23 protein-coding genes and 1 pseudogene are annotated in these 23149 nt (G+C 58.7%); 15 read left to right on the top strand and 9 right to left on the bottom strand.

All coding sequences use genetic code 11. From position 1 onward, the window contains the following. The first annotated feature begins 30 nt into the window (after window positions 1-30). On the top strand, window positions 31-519 hold the full coding sequence (locus CKW19_RS09315) for an Lrp/AsnC ligand binding domain-containing protein (protein WP_007975155.1): 489 nt from the start codon (window positions 31-33) through the stop codon (window positions 517-519). Window positions 520-645: 126 nt separating this feature from the next. Here CKW19_RS09315 and CKW19_RS09320 read toward each other — a convergent pair whose 3' ends face one another. Continuing rightward, the gene (locus CKW19_RS09320) at window positions 646-999 is read right to left on the bottom strand and encodes a YkgJ family cysteine cluster protein (RefSeq protein ID WP_095057636.1); all 354 of its coding nucleotides are present in this window, start codon (window positions 997-999) and stop codon (window positions 646-648) included. A 147-nt stretch (window positions 1000-1146) separates the two neighbouring features. Here CKW19_RS09320 and CKW19_RS09325 point away from each other — a divergent pair, with 147 nt between their 5' ends. Beyond that, window positions 1147-2460 (top strand): FAD-binding oxidoreductase, encoded by a 1314-nt coding sequence (locus CKW19_RS09325; RefSeq protein ID WP_095057637.1) that lies wholly within the window; start codon window positions 1147-1149, stop codon window positions 2458-2460. Window positions 2461-2577: 117 nt separating this feature from the next. Here the strand turns inward: CKW19_RS09325 and CKW19_RS09330 are convergent, their stop codons facing one another. Then, window positions 2578-2823 (bottom strand): DUF1127 domain-containing protein, encoded by a 246-nt coding sequence (locus CKW19_RS09330; protein ID WP_095057638.1) that lies wholly within the window; start codon window positions 2821-2823, stop codon window positions 2578-2580. 179 nt (window positions 2824-3002) lie between these two features. On the opposite strand from CKW19_RS09330, the gene CKW19_RS09335 reads away from it, so the two are divergent. Together CKW19_RS09335 and CKW19_RS09340 are read left to right on the top strand one after the other, a co-directional pair. Beyond that, entirely contained in the window at window positions 3003-4436 is a 1434-nt protein-coding gene (locus CKW19_RS09335; protein WP_095057639.1) for a PLP-dependent aminotransferase family protein, read from the top strand. A gap of 57 nt (window positions 4437-4493) precedes the next feature. Continuing rightward, window positions 4494-6062, top strand: a complete 1569-nt coding sequence (locus CKW19_RS09340; RefSeq protein WP_095057640.1) for a phospholipase D family protein — start codon at window positions 4494-4496, stop codon at window positions 6060-6062. A 58-nt stretch (window positions 6063-6120) separates the two neighbouring features. Here CKW19_RS09340 and CKW19_RS09345 read toward each other — a convergent pair whose 3' ends face one another. Beyond that, window positions 6121-7266, bottom strand: coding sequence for an MFS transporter (locus tag CKW19_RS09345; RefSeq protein ID WP_095057641.1), 1146 nt, complete (start codon window positions 7264-7266; stop codon window positions 6121-6123). A gap of 155 nt (window positions 7267-7421) precedes the next feature. Beyond that, a complete protein-coding gene (locus CKW19_RS09350; RefSeq protein ID WP_095057642.1) occupies window positions 7422-8915 on the bottom strand; it encodes an aldehyde dehydrogenase in 1494 nt (497 codons plus the stop codon). A gap of 237 nt (window positions 8916-9152) precedes the next feature. Between CKW19_RS09350 and CKW19_RS09355 the strand changes: the two genes are divergently transcribed. Then, window positions 9153-9515: a cupin domain-containing protein gene (locus CKW19_RS09355; protein ID WP_095057643.1), complete on the top strand. Its 363-nt coding sequence runs from the start codon at window positions 9153-9155 to the stop codon at window positions 9513-9515. A gap of 108 nt (window positions 9516-9623) precedes the next feature. After that, complete coding sequence (locus CKW19_RS09360; protein WP_095057644.1) at window positions 9624-9845, top strand: hypothetical protein; 222 nt, start codon at window positions 9624-9626, stop codon at window positions 9843-9845. An 84-nt stretch (window positions 9846-9929) separates the two neighbouring features. On the opposite strand, the gene rpmG is transcribed toward CKW19_RS09360, so the two are convergent. Continuing rightward, window positions 9930-10085, bottom strand: coding sequence for a 50S ribosomal protein L33 (gene rpmG, locus CKW19_RS09365; RefSeq protein ID WP_095057645.1), 156 nt, complete (start codon window positions 10083-10085; stop codon window positions 9930-9932). A gap of 11 nt (window positions 10086-10096) precedes the next feature. Then, window positions 10097-10330, bottom strand: a complete 234-nt coding sequence (gene rpmB, locus CKW19_RS09370) for a 50S ribosomal protein L28 (protein WP_007894701.1) — start codon at window positions 10328-10330, stop codon at window positions 10097-10099. 445 nt (window positions 10331-10775) lie between these two features. On the opposite strand from rpmB, the gene CKW19_RS09375 reads away from it, so the two are divergent. After that, complete coding sequence (locus CKW19_RS09375; protein WP_095057646.1) at window positions 10776-12362, top strand: ABC transporter substrate-binding protein; 1587 nt, start codon at window positions 10776-10778, stop codon at window positions 12360-12362. Between the two features lie 125 nt (window positions 12363-12487). Here the strand turns inward: CKW19_RS09375 and radC are convergent, their stop codons facing one another. Further along, window positions 12488-13162, bottom strand: a complete 675-nt coding sequence (gene radC, locus CKW19_RS09380; RefSeq protein ID WP_095057647.1) for a DNA repair protein RadC — start codon at window positions 13160-13162, stop codon at window positions 12488-12490. 135 nt (window positions 13163-13297) lie between these two features. Here radC and coaBC point away from each other — a divergent pair, with 135 nt between their 5' ends. The 5 genes and pseudogenes from coaBC to CKW19_RS09405 all read left to right on the top strand — a co-directional run bounded on the left by coaBC (window position 13298) and on the right by CKW19_RS09405 (window position 17941). Beyond that, on the top strand, window positions 13298-14506 hold the full coding sequence (coaBC, locus tag CKW19_RS09385; protein WP_095057648.1) for a bifunctional phosphopantothenoylcysteine decarboxylase/phosphopantothenate--cysteine ligase CoaBC: 1209 nt from the start codon (window positions 13298-13300) through the stop codon (window positions 14504-14506). 5 nt (window positions 14507-14511) lie between these two features. After that, window positions 14512-14967, top strand: coding sequence for a dUTP diphosphatase (gene dut / locus CKW19_RS09390; protein ID WP_095057649.1), 456 nt, complete (start codon window positions 14512-14514; stop codon window positions 14965-14967). Between the two features lie 233 nt (window positions 14968-15200). Next, window positions 15201-16577, top strand: a pseudogene (locus CKW19_RS09395) (phosphomannomutase/phosphoglucomutase); the annotation flags it as partial. A 17-nt stretch (window positions 16578-16594) separates the two neighbouring features. Continuing rightward, window positions 16595-17500 (top strand): acetylglutamate kinase, encoded by a 906-nt coding sequence (gene argB, locus CKW19_RS09400; protein ID WP_008047078.1) that lies wholly within the window; start codon window positions 16595-16597, stop codon window positions 17498-17500. Window positions 17501-17704: 204 nt separating this feature from the next. Next, entirely contained in the window at window positions 17705-17941 is a 237-nt protein-coding gene (locus CKW19_RS09405) for a hypothetical protein (RefSeq protein WP_095057651.1), read from the top strand. A gap of 75 nt (window positions 17942-18016) precedes the next feature. Here CKW19_RS09405 and pyrE read toward each other — a convergent pair whose 3' ends face one another. Continuing rightward, the gene (gene pyrE, locus CKW19_RS09410; RefSeq protein WP_095057652.1) at window positions 18017-18661 is read right to left on the bottom strand and encodes an orotate phosphoribosyltransferase; all 645 of its coding nucleotides are present in this window, start codon (window positions 18659-18661) and stop codon (window positions 18017-18019) included. Between the two features lie 82 nt (window positions 18662-18743). Between pyrE and CKW19_RS09415 the strand changes: the two genes are divergently transcribed. Further along, window positions 18744-19523 carry an exodeoxyribonuclease III gene (locus CKW19_RS09415; protein ID WP_053163881.1) on the top strand — a complete coding sequence of 260 codons (780 nt, stop codon included), beginning with the start codon at window positions 18744-18746 and terminating at the stop codon, window positions 19521-19523. Between the two features lie 83 nt (window positions 19524-19606). On the opposite strand, the gene gltS is transcribed toward CKW19_RS09415, so the two are convergent. Then, window positions 19607-20815, bottom strand: coding sequence for a sodium/glutamate symporter (gltS, locus tag CKW19_RS09420; RefSeq protein ID WP_095057653.1), 1209 nt, complete (start codon window positions 20813-20815; stop codon window positions 19607-19609). A 420-nt stretch (window positions 20816-21235) separates the two neighbouring features. On the opposite strand from gltS, the gene tnpB reads away from it, so the two are divergent. Both tnpB and CKW19_RS09430 read left to right on the top strand, forming a co-directional pair. Next, complete coding sequence (tnpB, locus tag CKW19_RS09425) at window positions 21236-21595, top strand: IS66 family insertion sequence element accessory protein TnpB (RefSeq protein WP_007943645.1); 360 nt, start codon at window positions 21236-21238, stop codon at window positions 21593-21595. 18 nt (window positions 21596-21613) lie between these two features. Beyond that, on the top strand, window positions 21614-23146 hold the full coding sequence (locus CKW19_RS09430; RefSeq protein ID WP_095057654.1) for an IS66 family transposase: 1533 nt from the start codon (window positions 21614-21616) through the stop codon (window positions 23144-23146). The last annotated feature ends 3 nt before the right edge of the window (window positions 23147-23149 follow it).

Raw genomic sequence — 23149 nt, forward strand, 5'->3', positions numbered from 1 at the left:
AAAAACCCTTTTCACGGAGGCGCATCCCCTATGCGTACCAACACTCAGACCAAACGTGAGCTGGACAAGATCGACCGCAATATCCTGCGGATCCTGCAAGCGGACGGGCGGATTTCCTTTACAGAGCTTGGAGAAAAGGTCGGGCTCTCGACCACGCCCTGTACTGAGCGGGTCCGGCGCCTGGAGCGCGAAGGGATCATCATGGGCTACAACGCCCGGCTCAATCCGCAGCACCTGAAGGGGAGTTTGCTGGTGTTCGTCGAGATCAGCCTGGATTACAAGTCCGGTGATACGTTCGAGGAGTTCCGCCGTGCGGTGCTGAAATTGCCCCACGTGCTGGAATGCCACTTGGTGTCAGGGGATTTCGACTATCTGGTGAAGGCGCGGATTTCCGAGATGGCTTCGTATCGCAAGCTGCTGGGCGACATTCTGCTCAAGCTGCCGCATGTGCGGGAATCCAAGAGCTACATCGTGATGGAAGAGGTGAAAGAGAGCCTGACCCTGCCGATTCCGGACTGACATTTGTGGTGCTGCTATCGCCAGCAGGCTGGCTCCCACAGGTTCGGTGGTGAACACAAATCCGTGGTTCACTCGCACCCTGTGGGAGCTAGCCTGCTAGCGATGCGGAAAACTCGGTTCGAGGGTCTAAACCAACACCTGTCGGTTCGAGGCCATGTACTCGAACACCTGCTTCTCCACCCGCGGATGAATCAGTTCCACCGGCCCGCGCCCATTCGGGCACGGCAAGGTTTTGGTGGTCCCGAACAGCCGGCAGATCAGCGGCCGCTCTTCATACACCGTGCAACCGTTCGGACCCAGATGAACGCAATTGAGTTCATCCATCGCCGCATCCTGCTCGGCGCGAGTCTTGCGCGGCAGACGCGACATTTCCTCCGGCGAGGTGGTCACCGGCCCGCAGCAGTCATGGCAGCCGGGGACGCACTCGAACGAGGGAATCTGTTGGCGCAAGGTGCGAATTGTCTGACTGTTGCAGCTCATTGAAGCGGTAACCGAAGGCGGAATAGAGCGCGATTCTGACGCAAAAAACCCGATCCAGACAGCGCTAGCCGACCAATGTTGCCCACTCAGGAACGTCCGGCTTATGCTCCTGCAAATTTTCCAGACACAAAAATCAGGAGCATGCACATGAATGCCCGTGCTCAACAGCCCGCCCCAAGCCACCAACACGCCGCGTCTTACTACGCCGCCAGCAGTTTGCCGCAGCCAGAATATCCAGCGCTGACAGGCGAAGTGCTGGCCGATGTCTGCGTGGTCGGCGGGGGATTTTCCGGGTTGAACACGGCCCTTGAACTGGCCGAACGCGGTCTGAGTGTGGTGCTGCTCGAAGCGCATAAAATCGGCTGGGGTGCCAGCGGGCGCAACGGCGGGCAACTGATTCGCGGCGTCGGCCATGGCCTCGATCAATTCGCCAACATCATCGGCGTCGACGGTGTTCGGCAGATGAAACTCATGGGCCTGGAAGCGGTGGAAATCGTCCGCCAACGCGTCGAGCGTTTTCAGATCCCTTGCGACCTGACGTGGGGTTACTGCGACCTGGCCAACAAACCCCGGGACCTCGAAGGCTTCGCCGAAGATGCCGAAGAACTGCGCGGTCTCGGCTACCGCTACGAGACCCGTTTGCTGCAAGCCCATGAAATGCACACCGTGGTCGGTTCCAAGCGTTATGTCGGCGGTTTGATCGACATGGGCTCCGGGCATCTGCATCCTTTGAACCTGGCCTTGGGCGAAGCGGCCGCTGCGCAGCAACTGGGGGTGAAGCTGTTTGAGCAATCGGCTGTCACGCGCATCGACTACGGTCCAGAGGTCAAGGTCCATACCGCCCAAGGTACGGTTCGCGCCAAGACGCTGGTGTTGGGCTGCAACGCTTATCTCAGTGGGCTCAATTCCGAACTCAGCGGCAAAGTCCTGCCGGCGGGCAGCTACATCATTGCCACCGAGCCTTTGAGTGAAGAGCTCGCCCACGCGTTGCTGCCACAAAACATGGCGGTCTGTGATCAACGGGTGGCGCTGGATTATTACCGGCTCTCGGCGGACCGACGCCTGTTGTTCGGCGGTGCTTGTCATTACTCAGGACGCGATCCGAAAGACGTTGCTGCGTACATGCGGCCGAAAATGCTCGAAGTCTTTCCACAATTGGCTGACGTGAAGATCGACTATCAGTGGGGCGGCATGATCGGCATCGGCGCCAATCGCCTGCCGCAGATCGGCCGACTCAATGACCAGCCGAACGTGTATTACGCCCAGGCCTATTCCGGTCATGGTGTGAATGCCACGCACCTGGCCGGCAAGCTACTGGCTGAAGCCATCAGCGGGCAGCACGGCGGTGGTTTTGATTTGTTCGCCAAGGTGCCACACATCACCTTCCCGGGTGGCAAGCATCTGCGCTCGCCGCTGTTGGCGCTGGGGATGTTGTGGCATCGGCTGAAAGAGTTGGTCTGAAAGATTGTTTTGTGGCAGTTCCGGCGCCTTCGCTGGCAAGCCAGCTCCTACAGGTTCCGCGCAAAACCTGTAGGAGCTGGCTTGCCAGCGAAGAGGCCCACAAGAACACTGCAAAACTCAGATCCGCCAGAAAGGCTTCAACCCTTCCTCCCGCGCCTGCTCCCGTGTCAGCCCGATATCCTTGAGCTGATCATGCGTCAGCGCCAGCAACGCCCTGCGCGTGTGCAGACGCTGCCAGAACAGATCCCAGCGACCCAGGCCGGACGACGCGTTACGCATCAGCGCATGGCGCGCAGTGTCCTTCTGCCCGGTCTCCAGTTCCTGACTGTGTAACGTCAGCCGCACATCGCTCAAGCCGTTCATGGTGGTTGCTCCTGTTTACTTGGGTAGCCAGAGGTTCCATGATGCGCGGGCGAATAAAATCGTTACAGATTCAAACAAACTGTATTAACTCCATACAGATTTGCCGTTTTTGCGACTGAATGGCGTATTTCTGCGTCATCTGTACTGGTCTACCGAATCACCAACACCGAGGCTGCGCCATGACCCTCTACGTCAACCTCGCCGAATTGCTCGGCACACGTATCGAACAGGGCTTCTATCGCCCCGGTGACCGGCTGCCGTCGGTGCGGGCATTGAGCGTCGAGCATGGAGTCAGCCTGAGCACGGTGCAGCAGGCCTATCGGGTGCTGGAAGACAGCGGCCTGGCGATGCCGAAGCCCAAGTCCGGGTATTTCGTTCCGGCCTGTCGAGAATTGCCCGATCTGCCCGCAGTGGGCCGCCCGGCCCAGCGTCCGGTGGATATTTCCCAGTGGGATCAGGTGCTGGAGCTGATTCGCGCAGTGCCACGCAAAGACGTGGTGCAACTGGGCCGGGGCATGCCGGACATCAGCTCGCCGACCATGAAACCGCTGCTGCGCGATCTGGCGCGCATCAGTCGGCGGCAGGACATGCCCGGTCTGTATTACGACAACATCCACGGCAACCTGGAACTGCGCGAGCAAATCGCCCGCCTGATGCTCGACTCCGGCTGCCAGTTGAGCGCCAGCGATCTGGTGGTGACGACCGGCTGCCATGAGGCCCTGTCCACCAGCGTTCGGGCGATCTGCGAACCGGGGGACATTGTGGCGGTGGACTCCCCGAGCTTTCACGGCGCCATGCAGACCCTCAAGGGCCTGGGCATGAAAGCCCTGGAAATCCCGACCGATCCGCTGACCGGGATCAGCCTCGAAGCGTTGGAACTGGCGCTGGAGCAATGGCCGATCAAAGTCATACAGCTGACCCCCAACTGCAACAACCCGTTGGGCTACATCATGCCCGAGTCGCGCAAACGTGCGTTGTTGACGCTTGCCCAGCGGTTTGATGTCGCGATCATCGAAGACGATGTGTATGGCGAGCTGGCCTACACCTACCCGCGCCCGCGCACGATCAAGTCCTTCGACGAGGACGGTCGCGTGCTGCTGTGCAGTTCGTTTTCCAAGACGTTGGCGCCGGGCCTGCGCATCGGCTGGGTCGCGCCCGGCCGCTATCTGGAACGGGTGCTGCACATGAAATACATCAGCACCGGCTCCACGGCGCCGCAACCGCAAATTGCTATCGCCGAATTCCTCAAGGGCGGGCATTTCGAACCGCATTTGCGGCGGATGCGCACGCAATACCAGCGTAATCGCGACATGATGCTCGATTGGGTCACCCGCTATTTCCCGGCCGGCACCCGCGCCAGCCGCCCCCAAGGCAGCTTCATGTTGTGGGTCGAGCTGCCGGACGGCTTCGATACGCTGAAACTGAATCGTGCCCTGCACGACCAAGGCGTACAGATTGCAGTCGGCAGCATTTTTTCCGCCTCGGGCAAATACCGCAATTGCCTGCGCATGAACTACGCTGCCAAACCAACACCGCTGATTGAAGAAGCGGTGCGCAAGGTCGGCGCAACCGCCATCCAGTTGCTGGCAGAAAGCGCACGACTGACCGACTGACTTTTCTCGGAAAACCAGCGTCCATATGCCAACAGCCGCCAATCGGAACGAGCCTACGTGAGCGCCAGACAGCCCCTGCTTGCTCTTCTGCTACTTGCCTCGTTTCTAGGCGGTTGTGCCAACTTCGACCTTCAGGTTCAACCGAGCCAGGTACTGCCGGCGACGGATTCCGCGTTCGGTCGCTCGGTCAAGGCGCAAGCCGCGCCTTATCAGGGGCAATCGGGTTTTCGCCTGTTGTCTGACGGTACTGAAGCCTTCACTGCGCGGGCCGAACTGATCCGCCATGCTCAGAGCAGCATCGATTTGCAGTACTACATCGTGCATGACGGCATCAGCACACGCATGCTGGTGGATGAAATGCTCAAGGCCGCCGACCGCGGCGTACGCTTTCGCATTCTGCTCGACGACACGACCAGCGACGGCCAGGACCGCACCATTGCGACCCTGGCAGCCCATCCCAAGATCCAGATCCGCGTATTCAATCCCTTGCATCTGGGCCGCAGCACCGGCGTCACGCGAACCTTGGGGCGGTTTCTCAACCTGTCACGGCAACACCGACGCATGCACAACAAGCTGTGGCTGGCGGACAACAGCATGGCCATTGTCGGCGGGCGCAATCTGGGCGACGAGTATTTCGATGCCGAGACCAACATGAACTTCACCGACATCGACTTGCTCGGTGTCGGCCCGGTCGCCGAGCAGCTGGGACAGAGTTTCGACCAGTACTGGAACAGCGCCCTGAGCAAGCCGATCGAGGAGTTCCTGTCGGAAAAACCGACGGCCAAGGACCTTGAAGAAACCCGCAGCCGACTGGAAAAATCCCTGGCCGAATCGCGCCAACAGAATCACGCGCTCTATCAGCACCTGATGACCTACACCACACATCCACGCCTGGACGCCTGGCGCCAGGAACTGATCTGGGCCTGGAATCAGGCGCTGTGGGATGCGCCGAGCAAGGTGCTGGCCGACGGCGAACCTGATCCGCATTTGCTGCTGACCACACAGTTGGCGCCGGAACTCGATGGCGTCAGAAAAGAACTGATCATGGTCTCGGCCTACTTTGTACCGGGACAACCGGGCCTGGTGTACCTCACCGGACGGGCTGATGCCGGGGTCTCGGTGAAATTGCTGACCAATTCGCTGGAAGCCACGGACGTACCGGCGGTGCACGGTGGCTACGCGCCTTATCGCAAGGCCCTGCTGGAACACGGCGTGCAGCTGTTCGAGCTGCGCCGCCAGCCCGGCGATGAAAGCGGTAGCGGACCTCGCCTGTTCTCCACCAAATCCTACGGCGAATCCGATTCGAGCCTGCACAGCAAGGCGATCATCTTCGACCAGCAGAAATCCTTCATCGGCTCATTCAATTTCGACCCGCGCTCGGTCTTGTGGAACACCGAAGTCGGCGTGTTGGTCGACAGCCCGGAACTGGCCGCGAAGGTCCGCGAACTGGCGATGCAAGGCATGGCGCCAGCCCTGAGTTATCAGGTGAAACTGGAAAACGAACAGGTCGTGTGGACCACCGAAGACAACGGCAACACGCATACCCTGACCCGAGAGCCGGCAGACTGGTGGCGGCGATTCAATGCCTGGCTGAGCAATACCGTCGGCCTGGAGAAGATGTTGTAACCAGCCAATGATCCATTGTGGCGAGGGAGCAAGCTCCCTCGCCACAGTTTGTTGTTCCTCAGGCTGGTTCTGCGGCCGTGCCAAACGCCCCTTGCCGCGACACCACAATCAACACACCCAAGGCCCCGACCGCCATCAACAACGGCAACGCATGCCCGCTGATCCACTGGCTGCCCGCACCGGCCAGCAACGGCCCGATCAGGCATCCGATCCCCCAGAGCTGGGCGACGTGCGCATTGGCCCGCACCAGCGCATCGTCGCGATAACGCTCGCCGATCAGGATCAGCGACAAGGTGAACAGCCCACCGGCACTGGCGCCAAACAACACCCACAACGGCCAGATCAGCAGCGTATCGATCAGCATCGGAATCGCCAGGCTCGACACCAACAGAACCACCGCACAACCGGTGAACAAAGCACGCCGCGACAGGCGATCTGCCAAGGCGCCAATCGGCAACTGCAGGATCGCATCGCCGACCACCACCGTGCTGACCATCGCCAAAGCGATCTCCGTGGTGAAGCCCTGGCGCAGGCAGTAAACCGGCAACAGCGTCAGGATCATCGCTTCGAACGCCGCGAACAGCGACACCGCCCAGGCAATCGCCGGCAGGCCACGACAGAAAGCAAGCAAGTCGGTCAGGGTCACGCTGCTGGCCTCGCTGCTGGGCGCGCCGCTTCGACCGAACAACAGGAACGGCGCGCTCATCAACAATCCGACGCCCACCCAAAAACCATAATCGTGATCGGTACCGATGAAGCCCAGCAACACCGGCCCGGCCAGCTGACTCAGCGCATAGCAGCTGCCATACAGCGCCACCAACCGTCCGCGCCATTGTTCGACCACCAATTGATTGATCCAGCTTTCACCGATGATGAAGACGAGGGTCAGGATCACCCCGATCATCAACCGCAACACCAGCCAGATCGGATAGCTCGGAAGCAGCGCCAGCAAACCAATGGAAACCGCCCCGGCCCACAGACACAGGCGCATCAGATTCGCCGTGCCGAAACGCGCCGCCAGGTGACTCGAGATCTTCGCCCCCAGCAACACGCCAACGGCCGGCATCGCCGCCATCACGCCGATAGCAAACGAGCCGTAGCCCCAGCTTTCCAGGCGAAACGACACCAGCGGCATACTGACCCCCAGGGCCAGGCCAACACTCAAGACAGACGCCAACACGGCGAAATACGTCGCCCAACGCATGTACCACGCTCCTGTGGATATTTTTATGTGCAACACAAAGCACTGTGGGAGCGAGCCTTTGTGGCGAGGGGGCTTGCTCCCTCGCCACAAAGGCTCGCTCCCACAAGGAATCTGTGTCGTTTGGAGGCCTGCTCTACAACAGGCCCCCTAACGGCTTACAACTTGATCCAGGTCGCCTTCAGCTCGGTGTACTTGTCGAACGCATGCAGCGATTTGTCGCGACCGTTACCGGACTGTTTGAAACCACCAAACGGAGCGGTCATGTCGCCACCGTCATACTGGTTGACCCACACGCTACCGGCACGCAGGGCGCGGGCGGTGAGATGCGCCTTGGAGATATCGGTCGTCCAGACTGCAGCGGCCAGGCCATACGGCGTGTCGTTGGCGATCGCGATGGCTTCTTCAGCGCTGTCGAAGGTGATGACCGACAGCACCGGCCCGAAGATTTCTTCCTGGGCGATTTTCATCGCGTTGCTCACGCCGTCGAAAATCGTCGGTTCGACATAAGTGCCGCCGGTTTCTTCCAGAATGCGCTTGCCGCCAGCCACCAGCTTGGCACCGTCGGTGTGACCCGATTCGATGTAGGACAGCACGGTGTTCATCTGCTGGGTGTCCACCAACGCGCCGACGTTGGTCGCCGGGTCCAGCGGGTTGCCCGGCTTCCAGGTTTTCAGGGCCTCGATCACCAGCGGCAGGAATTTGTCCTTGATCGAACGCTCCACCAGCAGGCGCGAACCGGCGGTGCAGACTTCGCCCTGGTTGAACGCGATCGCACCGGCAGCAGCTTCGGCAGCGTCCTGCAGGTTCGGCGCATCGGCGAACACGATGTTCGGGCTCTTGCCGCCGGCTTCGAGCCAGACGCGCTTCATGTTCGATTCGCCGGAGTAGATCAGCAGTTGCTTGGCGATCTTGGTCGAACCGGTGAACACCAGGGTGTCGACGTCGTTATGCAGGGCCAAGGCCTTGCCGACGGTGTGACCGTAACCTGGCAGCACGTTCAGCACGCCTTTCGGAATGCCGGCTTCAACGGCCAGCGCCGCGATGCGGATGGCGGTCAGCGGGGATTTTTCCGACGGTTTGAGGATCACCGAGTTGCCGGTGGACAGTGCCGGGCCGAGTTTCCAGCAGGCCATCATCAGCGGGAAGTTCCACGGCACGATGGCGCCAACCACGCCTACCGGCTCGCGGGTCACCAGACCCAATTGATCGTGCGGAGTGGCTGCGACTTCGTCGTAGATCTTGTCGATGGCTTCACCGCTCCAGCTCAGCGCTTGCGCCGCGCCTGGAACGTCGATGTACAGGGAGTCACTGATCGGCTTGCCCATGTCCAGGGTTTCAAGCAGGGCCAGCTCTTCGGCATGCTGTTTGAGCAGGCCGGCGAAACGGATCATGGTGGATTTGCGCTTGGCTGGTGCCAGACGCGACCAGACACCGGAGTTGAAAGTGGCACGGGCGTTTTCCACAGCGCGCTGGGCGTCGGCGGCATCACAGCTGGCAATCTTGCCCAGCAGACGGCCATCGACCGGGCTGATGCACTCGAAGGTCTCGGCGGAGACGGCATCGGTGTATTCGCCATTGATGTAGGCGCGACCTTCGATTTTCAGGTCGCGGGCACGTTGTTCCCAGTCGGCACGGGTCAGGGTGGTCATGCGAGTGTCCTCCTCTTATTGAATACGACACCCGCGTTCTTCGCGGGCGCTGTCAGGAATTCTGCCCGGCCAGCCTGCTTTTTCGGCCCAAGGCAACCGTCACCCTAAACCAGCGGCGGGTGAAGTTTCAATATATTTGACACAACACCGGCAAACGGCCTTGCGATGTTCATTTTAATAAACATAGACTTTGGGCTGACCTACCAACTCGCGCCGTATTTACGGGGGATAACAACAATGAACATCCAGAACGTCGTCGACTTCAGCCAGGCCACCACCGAACCTGAACGCTACCGCCCAGACGCGGCCAAAGTGCTCAAGGGCGATCCTGAGCAAACCTTGTACAACCACTACAACAGCCCGTGCGGCCAACTGAACGCCGGGGTGTGGGAAGCGGAAACCGGGCAATGGATGGTGAACTTCACCGAACACGAATACTGCGAAATCGTGCAGGGGGTTTCGGTGCTGCGAGATAGCGAGGGCAACGCCAAGACCTTGCGCGTGGGCGATCGTTTCGTAATCCCGGCCGGGTTCAAAGGGACGTGGGAAGTGCTGGAGCCGTGCCGCAAGATCTACGTGGCGTTTGAACAGAAAGCCTGAGATTCGCAATAACTATATACCGCACCAGGCAGCCTTTTCGGTTGGATCATTCACAGGCGCTTCGAAGGACGAAGCGCCTCGATTGATCACTCACCGCAAGGAAGCAACATGCCAAACGCAACCACCTACACCGACAAGCAGGTACTTGACCTGATCAACTCCATTGTCGGCTCGCCTTACTCCGAAGAACTGCGCCAACAGGTCGAAGACACAACCGGTCGCCCTACTCGCCCGTGGGGCAACTACGTCGCGACCTACGACTCCCGCGCAGAACGCATCAACCTGAACGTCAACGAAAAGGACATCATCATTTCCATTTACTTCGGCTGATCCTTTCGCCCTGACGTAAGGCGCAAAAACAAAAAAGGCCCGTATCTCGCGATACGGGCCTTTTTCGTAAGAGGGAAAAATCAATTACTTGATTTTGCCTTCTTTGTAGATCACGTGCTTGCGAACAACCGGATCAAATTTCTTGATCTCGAGTTTGTCCGGAGTAGTGCGCTTGTTCTTGTCGGTAGTGTAGAAGTGACCAGTACCGGCGCTCGAAATCAAACGAATCAATTCACGCATGATTAGCTCCCTTAGATCTTGCCAGCTTTGCGGATTTCGGCCAGAACGACAGTGATGCCGCGCTTGTCGATGATACGCATGCCTTTGGCAGATACGCGCAGACGCACGAAACGTTTCTCTTCTTCAACCCAGAAGCGGTGATGCTGCAGGTTCGGCAGGAAACGACGACGGGTTTTGTTGTTTGCGTGGGAAATGTTATTCCCAGTCACCGGACCCTTACCGGTAACTTGACAGACTCTAGACATGCCTCAGCCCTCTAAACCACATGCCCAACCCGGCATGGGTTGGCCGCTTAATCTCTCAGTCATTTGGCGCCAGGCGCCGCGTTTCTTTAAGGGTCTTACCGGCTACACCTACAAACGAAGGAACCGGGCCCCTAGAAAAGAGCGCTGCTTTATACCAGAAAGACTAGAGAGCAACAACATTCGCTGTGCGTTGAATTAACAAAAAGCCCATTTTTCGAGCGCCAAGGGCTTTGGACAAAGGCTATCGCCGATGTCGACCACTCGTCGCAGAGAATCGACCAGCCTGCCAATCGAGGCCAATCCAGAACCACTGCACAGCAAAATCAGGCGCCATACTCCCCCGAAAATGAAAAAGGAGATAGTCATTTGCAATAGAGCCCACTAGGGTAAGCCTTTTCCAGACTGCACTTGCAGATGGGCCTTCGATCTGTAAAGGAATCCGACCATGCGCCTCGCTGCCCTACCGCTGTTGCTTGCCCCTTTATTGCTGAGCCCGCTGGCCCAGGCCGCCGCCCTGAGCGTCTGCACCGAAGCCAGTCCGGAAGGGTTCGACGTGGTGCAATACAACTCGCTGACCACCACCAATGCCTCGGCCGACGTGCTGATGAACCGCCTGGTGGACTTCGACACCGCCAGCGGCAAAGTGGTCGCCGGTCTCGCCGACAGCTGGGAGGTCAGCCCTGACGGCCTGATCTACGTCTTCAAGTTGCACCCGCAGGTGAAGTTTCATCGCACCGAATACTTCTCCCCCACGCGCGATGTCACTGCCGAAGACGTCATTTTCAGCTTCGACCGCATGCTCGATCCCGCCAATCCATGGCACAAGGTTGCCCAGAGCGGCTTCCCGCATGCGCAATCGATGCAATTACCTGCGCTGATCAAGAAGATCGACGCCCTCGACCCACTGACCGTACGCTTCACGCTCGACCACCCGGACTCGACGTTCCTACCGACCCTGAGCATGGGCTTCGCCTCGATCTATTCGCTCGAGTATGCCGACAAACTGCTCAAGGCCGGCACACCGGAGAAACTCAACAGCCAACCCATCGGCACCGGCCCGTTTGTCTTCACTCGATTCCAGAAAGACGCCTCGATCCGCTACAAGGCCAACGCCGACTATTTCCGTGGCAAACCTTCCGTCGATCCGCTGATCTTCGCCATCACCCCGGACGCCAATGTGCGTTTGCAGAAATTGCGCCGTAACGAATGCCAGATTGCCCTGTCGCCCAAACCGCTGGACGTACAAGCCGCGCTGAAAGAACCGACGCTGAAAGTGGAAAAAACTGACGCCTTCATGACCGCGTTCGTCGCCCTCAACAGCCAGCATCCACCGCTGGACAAGCCTGAAGTGCGTCAGGCGATCAACCTCGCCTTCGACAAGGCCAACTACGTCAAAGCCGTGTTCGAAGACACCGCGGAGCCCGCCAATGGCCCGTATCCGCCCAATACCTGGAGCTACGACAAGAGCTTGCCGGGCTACCCCCATGATGTGCAGAAAGCCAAGGCATTGATGGCCAAGGCCGGGCTCAAGGACGGTTTTCAGACCACGATCTGGACCCGTCCGTCGGGCAGCCTGCTCAACCCCAATCCAAGCCTCGGCGCCCAACTGCTGCAAGCCGATCTCGCGGAAATCGGCATCCAGGCCGAAATTCGGGTGATCGAATGGGGCGAACTGATCCGCCGTGCCAAGGCCGGCGAGCACGACATCCTGTTCATGGGCTGGGCCGGCGACAACGGTGACCCGGACAACTTCCTCACGCCGCAGTTTTCCTGCGCCGCGCTCAAGTCCGGCACCAATTTCGCCCGCTACTGCAATCCAGACCTGGACAAGCTGATCAGCGCCGGCAAGACCACCGGCGAGCAAGGTGTGCGCACCAAACTTTACGAACAGGCGCAGACGCAGATTCAGCAGCAGGCATTGTGGTTGCCGCTGGCGCATCCGACCGCCTTCGCCCTGACGCGCAAGGATGTCGAGGGTTATTCAGTGAGCCCGTTCGGGCGGCAGGACTACTCGAAGGTTGACCTGAAGTAACCGCCACACCCCACAACGTGCAGGAGCCGGCTTGCTGGCGATAGCGTCGTCAGGTTCAGCACCTAAGCTGGATCCGATGGCCTCATCGCCAGCAAGCCGGCTCCTACAAAGTCCGCGTGTACCTCCTACATCCACCCATACTCCGCCATCGACAGCGGATCACCGTCGCCGATGATGAAATGGTCGAGTACTCGCACATCGATCAGGCCCAAAGCATCTTGCAGTCGTTTGGTCAGTTTCCGATCTGCCTGGCTGGGGTCGGAGTTGCCCGACGGATGGTTATGGCAGAGGATCAGTGCCGCTGCGTTGTTGGCCAAGGCTCGCTTGACCACCTCTCGCGGGTGCACGCTAGTGTTGTCGATGGAGCCGCGAAACAGTGTTTCAAACCCCAGTACCTGATGCCTGGAATCGAGAAACAGACAGCCAAACACCTCGTGTGGCTCGTGGCGCAGCATCGACTTCAGGTAGTCACGCACCGCCTGAGGGTTCTCCAGTGCCGACTTCTGACGCGCACGTTCGGCCAGATGACGCCTGCTCATCTCCTGAGCTGCTTGCAACTGAGCAAATTTCGCTGGCCCTAGGCCTAACTGCTTACTGAATGTTTCCTGATCGGCCTCAAGCAGTGAGCGCAAGCTGCCAAACTGATGCAACAGGTGTCGAGCCAGATCCACGGCGCTTTTTCCCACTACGCCGGTCCGTAAAAATATCGCCAGCAATTCAGCGTCCGACAGGCTTCCCGAGCCCTGTTCCAGCAACCTCTCCCGCGGCCGTTCCGCCGCCGGCCAATCGCGAATACTCATAGCACCTCCCTGTCTGTGGGCGCCGCTGTTCCGTAGCGGTCGCTGTGATATCGTAGCCCATCTTTTTTGCGGGCGATTTCACTCCTGGGGAGGGGGTATCGCCATGCAGTCATCAACGAAATGAAAGGCAGGCCTATGCAGCGGCTGTATCGGAAACGCATTGTTCTGGGCGTCGGCGGCGGCATCGCTGCCTACAAGAGCGCCGACCTGGTTCGCCGCCTGATCGACCAAGGCGCCGAAGTGCGCGTGGTCATGACCCGTGGCGGCGCGGAGTTCATCACCCCGCTGACCATGCAGGCACTGTCCGGGCACCCTGTGCATCTGGACTTGCTGGACCCGGCGGCCGAGGCGGCCATGGGGCACATCGAGCTGGCCAAATGGGCCGATCTGGTGCTGATCGCTCCCGCTACTGCGGACCTGATCGCCCGACTGGCCCAAGGTATTGCCGACGACTTGCTGACCACGCTGGTATTGGCCACAGACGCCGTCGTTGCTGTTGCCCCGGCCATGAACCAGGCCATGTGGCGCGACCCGGCCACCCAAGCCAACCTGCAAACCCTCGCAAGCCGCGACATCAAGGCCTTCGGCCCGGCGTCCGGCAGCCAGGCCTGCGGTGATGTGGGCCTTGGGCGCATGCTTGAAGCCACGGATCTGGCGCAATGCGCGGCCGACTGCTTCCAGCGTCAAGCGCTGACCGGCAAACACGTGCTGATTACCGCCGGTCCGACCCAGGAAAACATCGACCCGGTGCGCTACATCACCAACCACAGCTCCGGGAAAATGGGCTTTGCCCTGGCCGAAGCCGCGGTAGAAGCCGGCGCCCGTGTGACTCTGATCACCGGCCCTGTGCATCTGCCGACGCCGGACCGCGTCACGCGCATCGACGTGGTCAGCGCCCGCGACATGCTCGCCGCGTGCGAAGCCGCGATCCCGTGCGACATTTTCATCGCCTCGGCAGCGGTCGCGGATTACCGCCCGGAAGTCGTCGCCCCACAAAAACTCAAGAAAGACCCTACAAGCGGCGACGGTTTTGTCCTGCAAATGGTCCGCAACCCGGACATTCTGGCCAGCATTGCCACACGTCCCGACCGTCCTTTCAGTGTCGGCTTCGCCGCCGAAACCGAACACCTGCTCGATTACGCTGCCCGCAAGTTGAAAGACAAGAATCTCGATCTGATTGTCGCCAATGATGTCGCCAACCCGACCATTGGCTTCAACAGCGAAGAAAACGCCTGCAGCGTGATCGACCGTGAGCTACACGCCACAGTTTTCGCCCAGACCAGCAAGAGCAAGATTGCTCGCCAGCTGATCACTTTTATCGCCGAACGTCTGAACCAGGTTTAATTTACATGCACGCTTTGCAAGCCAAGATCCTCGACCCCCGCATCGGCACCGAATTCCCGCTGCCGCAGTACGCCACGCCAGGCTCCGCCGGCCTCGACCTACGGGCCATGCTGGACAAAGACACCGTGATCAAACCGGGTGAAACCGTGCTGATCCCGACCGGCCTGTCGGTCTACATCGGTGATCCGAACCTCGCGGCGCTGATCCTGCCACGCTCGGGAATGGGCCATAAGCACGGCATCGTGCTGGGTAATTTGGTGGGCCTGATCGACTCCGACTATCAGGGCCCACTGATGGTTTCTTGCTGGAACCGTGGCCAGACCGAGTTCACCATGCCGGTTGGCGAGCGCCTGGCGCAGCTGGTGTTGGTACCGGTGGTACAGGCTCACTTCGAAATGGTTGAAGAGTTTGTCGAAACCGAGCGCGGCACCGGCGGTTTCGGCCATACCGGCACCCGTTGATTCGATAAAGATCCATTGTGCTCTGCTCAACTGAAAGGTTTGACCGCCTGAAATCAAGGCATTGGCCACCCAAACAGTCGAAGAAGTCGCTGTCATGGCCCTTTCGCACCACGAACTCTCCATGGAAATCGCCGTCATACCTTCAGTTTGAACGTGTCGCCAAATGTTTCGGCGACCTGTCCAGCCACTTTCGAGATGGAGCACTTCCACAGATGAACACCCCGGCCAAAATCGCACCCAAGTTCCCCGACAGCATTTTCCGCGCCTATGATATTCGCGGCACTGTCCCTGAATTCCTGAACGCTGAAACCGCTTACTGGATCGGTCGCGCCGTCGGCTCCCAAAGCCTGGCCCAGGGCGAGCCAAACGTATCCGTCGGTCGCGATGGCCGCTTGTCCGGCCCGGAACTGGTCGCGCAGTTGATCAAGGGCATCGCCGACAGTGGCTGCCACGTCAGTGATGTCGGCCTGGTGCCGACGCCGGCGCTGTACTACGCCGCCAACGTGCTGGCCGGTAAATCCGGCGTGATGCTGACCGGCAGCCACAACCCGTCGAATTACAACGGTTTCAAGATCGTCATTGCCGGCGACACCCTGGCCAACGAACAGATCCAGGCCCTGCACGACCGCCTCAAGACCAACAACCTGAGCAGCGGCCAGGGCAGCATCACCCAGGTCGAGATTCTCAACCGTTACTCCACCGAAATCGTCCAGGACATCAAACTGGCCCGCCGCCTGAAAGTGGTCGTGGACTGCGGCAACGGCGCGGCCGGCGTGATCGCCCCGCAACTGATCGAAGCGCTGAACTGCGAAGTCATCCCGCTGTTCTGCGAAGTGGACGGCAACTTCCCGAATCACCACCCGGACCCGGGCAAGCCCGAAAACCTTGTCGACCTGATCGCCAAGGTCAAGGAAACCAACGCAGACATCGGCTTGGCCTTCGACGGCGACGGCGACCGCGTCGGCGTGGTAACCAACACCGGCAGCATCGTCTACCCGGACCGCCTGCTGATGCTGTTCGCCCGCGACGTCGTGGCGCGCAACCCGGGCGCCGAGATCATCTTCGACGTCAAATGCACCCGTCGCCTGTTTCCCCTGATCAAGGAATACGGCGGCCGGTCGTTAATGTGGAAGACTGGTCATTCGTTGATCAAAAAGAAAATGAAACAATCCGGCGCCCTGTTGGCTGGCGAAATGAGCGGGCACATCTTTTTCAAAGAGCGCTGGTTCGGTTTCGACGACGGCATTTACAGCGCTGCGCGGTTGCTGGAGATCCTCAGCAAAGAAAAATCTTCGGCCGAAGAGCTATTCGCGACCTTCCCGAACGATATTTCTACGCCGGAAATCAATATCCATGTGACCGAAGAGAGCAAATTCAGCATCATTGATGCATTGCACGACGCACAGTGGGGCGCAGGCGCTGACCTGACCATCATTGACGGCGTGCGAGTCGACTACGCCAAAGGCTGGGGCCTGGTGCGCGCCTCCAACACCACACCGGTGCTGGTGCTGCGTTTCGAGGCCGATGACGAGGCTGAATTGCAACGCATCAAGGACGTTTTCAAAGTCCAGTTGAAGCGTGTTGCACCTGATCTCCAACTACCGTTCTGATTCACCCGGAGCCCTGAATGACCCTCGAACGCGAAGCCGCCGCCAACACCGCCAAGGTCCTGTCCGAAGCGCTGCCTTATATCCGCCGCTATGTCGGCAAGACACTGGTGATCAAATACGGCGGCAACGCGATGGAAAGCGAGGAGCTGAAAACCGGCTTCGCCCGCGACATCGTGCTGATGAAGGCCGTGGGCATCAACCCGGTGGTGGTTCACGGTGGTGGTCCGCAAATCGGTGACCTGCTCAAGCGTCTGTCCATCGAAAGCCACTTTGTCGATGGCATGCGCGTCACCGACGCCGCGACCATGGACGTGGTGGAAATGGTCCTGGGCGGCCAGGTCAACAAGGACATCGTCAACCTGATCAACCGTCACGGCGGCAGCGCCATCGGCCTGACCGGTAAAGACGCCGAGCTGATCCGCGCGAAAAAGCTCACCGTGACCCGCCAGACGCCGGAGATGACGACTCCGGAAATCATCGACATCGGCCACGTCGGCGAAGTGGTCGGGATCAACACCGACCTGCTGAACCTGCTGGTCAAGGGTGATTTCATCCCGGTGATCGCGCCTATCGGCGTTGGCGCCAACGGTGAGTCGTACAACATCAACGCTGACCTGGTGGCCGGCAAAGTGGCCGAAGCGCTGAAAGCCGAAAAGCTGATGCTGCTGACCAACATCGCCGGCCTGATGGACAAGTCGGGGACGGTCCTGACCGGCCTGACCACTCAACAAGTCGACGACCTGATCGCCGACGGCACCATCTACGGCGGCATGCTGCCGAAGATCCGTTGTGCGCTGGAAGCGGTGCAAGGCGGCGTGGGCAGCTCGCTGATCATTGACGGCCGCGTACCGAACGCGATCCTGCTGGAAATCTTCACCGACACCGGTGTGGGCACCCTGATCAGCAATCGCAAGCGTCCATGATTCAAAATCACAAAAATGATCGCAGCCTTCGGCGGCTCCTACAACAGAGTCTTTTCAGGTGTACGAAAAGTCCGTAGGAGCTGACGAAGTCTGCGATCTTTTTTACGCGCACAGGAAATGCCTGACCGATCACAGCGAAATGTCTGACATCGGGAAAGAAACAATCTGCCTAGGATCTTCTCTCTATCCACAGGAGAACGACCCATGAAAAAAGACTACGTGCCGTACGGCAGCGATGTTTCAGCAGGCACTTACGCGTGCGTGGACTGCGGTCATCAGTATTCGAATCAGGCAAAAACCTCGATGCCGCCCTGCCCGCAAATGCGCAAAACCCCACACATCCGCCATGGCTGGAAAATTCTGACCGGCCAAGGTGATGCGGTAAAAGATCCGTATCCGGATACCGATAAACCTGGCGGCGCAAAAAAACAGCAGGCATGAAAAAACCCCGTTCAGCCTGGCTGACCGGGGTCTTTTTTTGCGTCCTGATACCTGTAGGAGCTGCCGAAGGCTGCGTCAGACGCCGAATTGCGCGCGGTACGCTTCAACGGCAGGCAAGTGCTGCTTGAGTTGCGGATCATCTGCCAGGAATTCCAGCACCTGGTTCAGCGAAACGATGCTGATCACCGGAATGCCGAAGTCACGCTCCACTTCCTGGATCGCCGACAGCTCACCGTTACCACGCTCCTGACGGTTCAGGGCGATCAGCACGCCGGCGGCCTTGGCACCGTCCTGGGAAGCGATGATCTGCATCACTTCGCGGATGGCGGTGCCAGCAGTGATCACGTCGTCGATGATCAGCACGTCACCGGTCAACGGTGCGCCAACCAGGCTACCGCCTTCGCCGTGGGCCTTGGCTTCCTTGCGGTTGAAGCACCAAGGCAGGTCACGGTTATGATGCTCGGCCAACGCGACGGCAGTGGTCGCCGCCAAAGGGATGCCTTTGTAGGCCGGACCGAACAGAACGTCGAAGGAAATGCCGCTTTCGGCAATGGCTGCGGCGTAGAAACGACCCAGCTGCGCCAGCGCCGAACCCGAGTTGAACAGGCCGGCATTGAAGAAGTAAGGACTGGTGCGCCCGGACTTCAGGGTGAACTCACCGAAGCGCAAAACGCCGCGATCGATGGCAAAACGAATGAAATCGCGCTGATACGCTTGCATGTAAAAAACCCCAAATACCACGGATTTAGCTAATTAGGTAGACGCCGTGTATCATACACGCACGCGATTTTTGGGGCCATTTATGCGGATCATCAGTGTGAACGTCAATGGTATTCAGGCCGCAGTCGAGCGAGGTTTGCTCAGTTGGCTGCAGGCACAGAATGCCGACGTCATCTGCCTGCAGGACACCCGTGCCTCCGCCTTTGAACTGGACGATCCAGCCTTCCAACTGGATGGATACTTCCTTTATGCCTGCGACGCCGAAGTTCCCGCCCAAGGCGGTGTGGCTTTGTATTCGCGGTTGCAACCGAAGGCAGTCATCAGCGGTCTCGGTTTCGAGACGGCCGACCGCTACGGGCGCTACCTGCAAGCAGATTTCGACAAAGTCAGTATTGCAACCTTGTTGCTTCCGTCCGGTATGAACGGCGATGAAGACTTGAATCAGAAATTCAAGCTCATGGACGACTTCGCCAAGTACCTGGACAAGCAGCGGCGCAAACGCCGCGAGTACATTTACTGTGGCTCGCTGTACGTGGCGCAACAGAAGCTGGACATCAAGAACTGGCGCGACAGCCAGCAATCTCCGGGCTTCCTGGCGCCTGAACGGGCCTGGATGGACGAGATTGTCGGCAACATGGGTTATGTCGATGCCCTGCGCGAAGTCAGCCGTGAAGGCGACCAGTACAGCTGGTGGCCGGATAACGAACAGGCCGAAATGCTCAACCTTGGTTGGCGCTTCGACTATCAGCTGCTGACCCCGGGCCTGCGCCGCTTTGTACGCAGCGCACGCCTGCCACGTCAGCCGCGGTTCTCGCAGCACGCACCGCTGATCGTGGACTACGACTGGACGCTGACTATCTAAGCGAATAGAAACCGCTCAGACAAAAAATGCCCGTATCGCGAGATACGGGCATTTTTTATGAGCCGCAATCAGTGATCAGAACTTCAAGCAGCGCCGAAAAACGGCAGCGTGAGGTACAACTTGATCACGATGACATTGATGATGTCGATGAAGAATGCCCCCACCATCGGCACGACCAGGAACGCTATCTGCGAAGGACCGTACCGCTGTGTCACTGCCTGCATGTTGGCGATGGCCGTCGGAGTGGCACCCAGTCCGAAGCCGCAATGCCCTGCCGCCAATACCGCCGCATCGTAATTACTGCCCATCACTCTGAATGTCACGAAAATCGCAAACAGAGCCATGACCAGCGTTTGCATAGCCAGAATAACGAAGAACGGCAAAGCCAGCGCAGCCAGGTCCCACAACTTGAGCGACATCAGCGCAATTGCCAGGAACAGCGACAAGCTGACATTCCCCAACACAGAAACTTCTTTCTCGAATACTTGATACAAGCCAAGCGCTGAAAGTCCGTTGCGCAAAAGAACGCCCACGAACAATACGCAAACGAATGTCGGCAACTCAAAGGCGGTTTCTCGGAGTGCACCGTTCAACAGATTACCCGCCAGCAAGCTGACGGCGATCAGCGCGAGTGTCTCGATAAACGAAAAGGGTGTGATCGAGCGCTCTTTGTTCGGCTGTTCAAAGCCCTTTGGCAGTCTTGGCTTATCTTGATTACCGCAACCCGGGACTGGTATGCGCTTGATAAGCAAACGCGCGACCGGCCCACCAATCAAACCGCCCAGCACCAAGCCAAACGTCGCAGAGGCCATTGCAAGCTCAGTGGCGGAAGCCAGACCGTACTTCTCACTGAACGTCGCCCCCCACGCGGCACCTGTACCGTGACCACCCGCCAAGGTAATCGAGCCTGTCAGCAAGCCCATCAGGGGATCGAGCCCAAATGCCGTTGCGAGCCCGATGCCCATGGCATTCTGAACCACCAGAAGGCCGGTGACCGCCAGTACGAAAACCCCCACCACGCGCCCGCCTTTCTTTAAGCTGGCGAAGTCGGCACTCAAGCCAATGGTGGCGAAGAACGCGAGCATCAAGGGAGTTTGCAGCGAGGTATCAAATTGGACTTGAATATCAAGAAGGCGCAAACCCAAAAGAACCAGGGCAACCACCAGGCCGCCCGCTACAGGCTCGGGGATATTGTAGGCACGCAAAAAACCGACTCGTGAAACAAGCCCACGACCCAGAAGCAGGACTAAAGAGGCGGCTACAAGTGTTCCATAAAAATCAAGCTGAACCATTGGGATATTCTTGTACATTCATTCAGGGGCGAACTATTTACCTGGACACGCCTCTCGAACAGGCTGATTAAACTCAACGCTGATTATTTTTAGTTTCAGGATCCGTCAATGGTCTGAATATATCGAAATATTTCTAAGGAATATGACTTGGTGGAACTTTAACAATCACCCAGTCTTATTGCCAAGCATATGGGCGGTATCAACGCTTTGCAGTTGTGACTAAAAGTGTAAGAAGCGTAAATACACTTTCGTTGAAAAATGAGATATCAGAAATACAAATGCCCCGACAAGTCGGGGCATTTTTTTGAACCTGACGCCTGGCTTACTTGATCAACCGTAAGCGCTCCATAAACCCCACATTCAAAGCGCTTAGCTGATCCCGGATGCTGTGCTCCCGATTCCTTCAGGAGCCAGCTCGCCATGATGCGACCCGATGCCAAAGTCGAAAAAGTGTATCTGTACCCCAAGCCGGTCGACTTCCGAAAATCCATCGACGGCTTGGCTGCGCTGGTCGAGCTGGATATTAAAGTCGCCGTATTCGACCCGGTGCTTTTCGTATTTCTGAATCGCCACCGTAACCGAGTAAAGATCCTCTATTGGGAGCGCAACGGCTTCTGCCTTTGGCTCAAGCGCCTCGAGTCCGAACGATTCAAAACATCGCCTGACGCCACCGACGAGGCGATCGTTCTGACCGTCCAGGAACTCAACTGGATGCTCGATGGCTTTGACCTCTGGCGCAACCGTCCTCATCAAGTTTTGACGCCGCGATTCGTAGCCTGATTCGGTATAATCCAGGGCATGAATTCCTTGCCCGAAAATCTTCCAGATGATCCCGTTCTGCTCAAGAAAATGCTTGGGCAGATGCTTGACGAGCGTCAGTTGGATAAGGGAAAAATTGTTCGGCTAGAAGAACAGAATGCCCTCCTGCTTCAGCGTCTGTTCGGACGTAAGTCCGAGCAAACAGCTGATGCGGAAACGCCGCAACTGGCCCTCTTCAATGAAGTAGAAAGCGTCGTTGAGCCTGTGGACGAAATCTCAGATGAAGAGGTCGTTGCCCCGACCAAGCGCCGCGGCAAACGCAAGCCTCTGCCCGCCGATCTCCCGCGCATCGAGATCATCCACGAACTTCCCGAACATGAACTGACGTGCGTCTGCGGCTGCCGCAAACACACGATTGGCGAAGAAGTCAGCGAGCAGCTTGAAATCGTGCCGATGCAGATCCGTGTGATCAGACACGTTCGGAAAGTTTACGGTTGCCGCGACTGCGAGATGGCGCCGGTCACTGCTGACAAGCCGGCTCAACTGATTGAAAAAAGCATGGCCAGCCCAAGTGTTCTGGCGATGCTGCTGACCACCAAGTACGTCGATGGACTACCGCTTCACCGTTTCGAAAAAGTCTTGGGCCGCCATGGCGTCGATATCCCGCGCCAGACGTTGGCACGCTGGGTTATCCAGTGCGGTGAACACTTCCAACCGCTGCTGAATTTAATGCGCGAGAGCCTACTGGGCAGCCGTGTTATCCACTGCGATGAAACACGGGTACAGGTGTTGAAAGAGCCTGACCGAGACCCAAGCAGCCAGTCCTGGATGTGGGTGCAAACCGGCGGCCCGCCAGATAAACCAGTGATCCTTTTTGACTACGCCACCAGCCGTGCGCAGGAGGTGCCGACACGCCTGCTCGATGGCTATCGTGGCTATGTGATGACCGATGATTACGCCGGTTATAACGCGTTGGGCGCGCAGGCCGGAGTCGAGCGTTTGGGCTGCTGGGCGCACGCAAGGCGCAAGTTTATTGAGGCGCAAAAAGTGCAGCCGAAAGGCAAGACGGGACGCGCTGATATCGCACTGAACCTGATCAACAAACTCTATGGCGTAGAGCGTGATCTGAAGGATGCGTGCGACGACGATCGTAAAACCGGCCGTCATGATCGAAGCCTGCCAGTGCTGGCTCAGTTAAAAAGCTGGATGGAAAAGACGCAGCCACAAGTTACGTCTCAGAACGCCTTGGGCAAGGCCATCGGCTATCTGGCGAGTAACTGGAACAAACTGGAGCGGTACGCCGAGGAAGGCTATTTGCCGATCGACAACAACCCCGCCGAGCGTGCGATCAGGCCCTTCGTCATCGGAAGAAAGAACTGGTTGTTTAGCGACACACCCAAAGGCGCGACGGCCAGCGCTCAACTTTACAGCCTGGTCGAGACTGCCAAAGCCAACGACCAAGAGCCCTATGCGTGGCTGCGCCACACATTAGAACGACTACCACTGGCGACCTCGGTTGAAGATTACGAAGCGCTGTTGCCGTGGAACTGCTCGCCGGCATCGCCTAGCTAGGCG

Origin of the sequence: Pseudomonas sp. Irchel s3f7 (genome assembly GCF_900187615.1) — a bacterium.
Lineage (GTDB): Bacteria > Pseudomonadota > Gammaproteobacteria > Pseudomonadales > Pseudomonadaceae > Aquipseudomonas.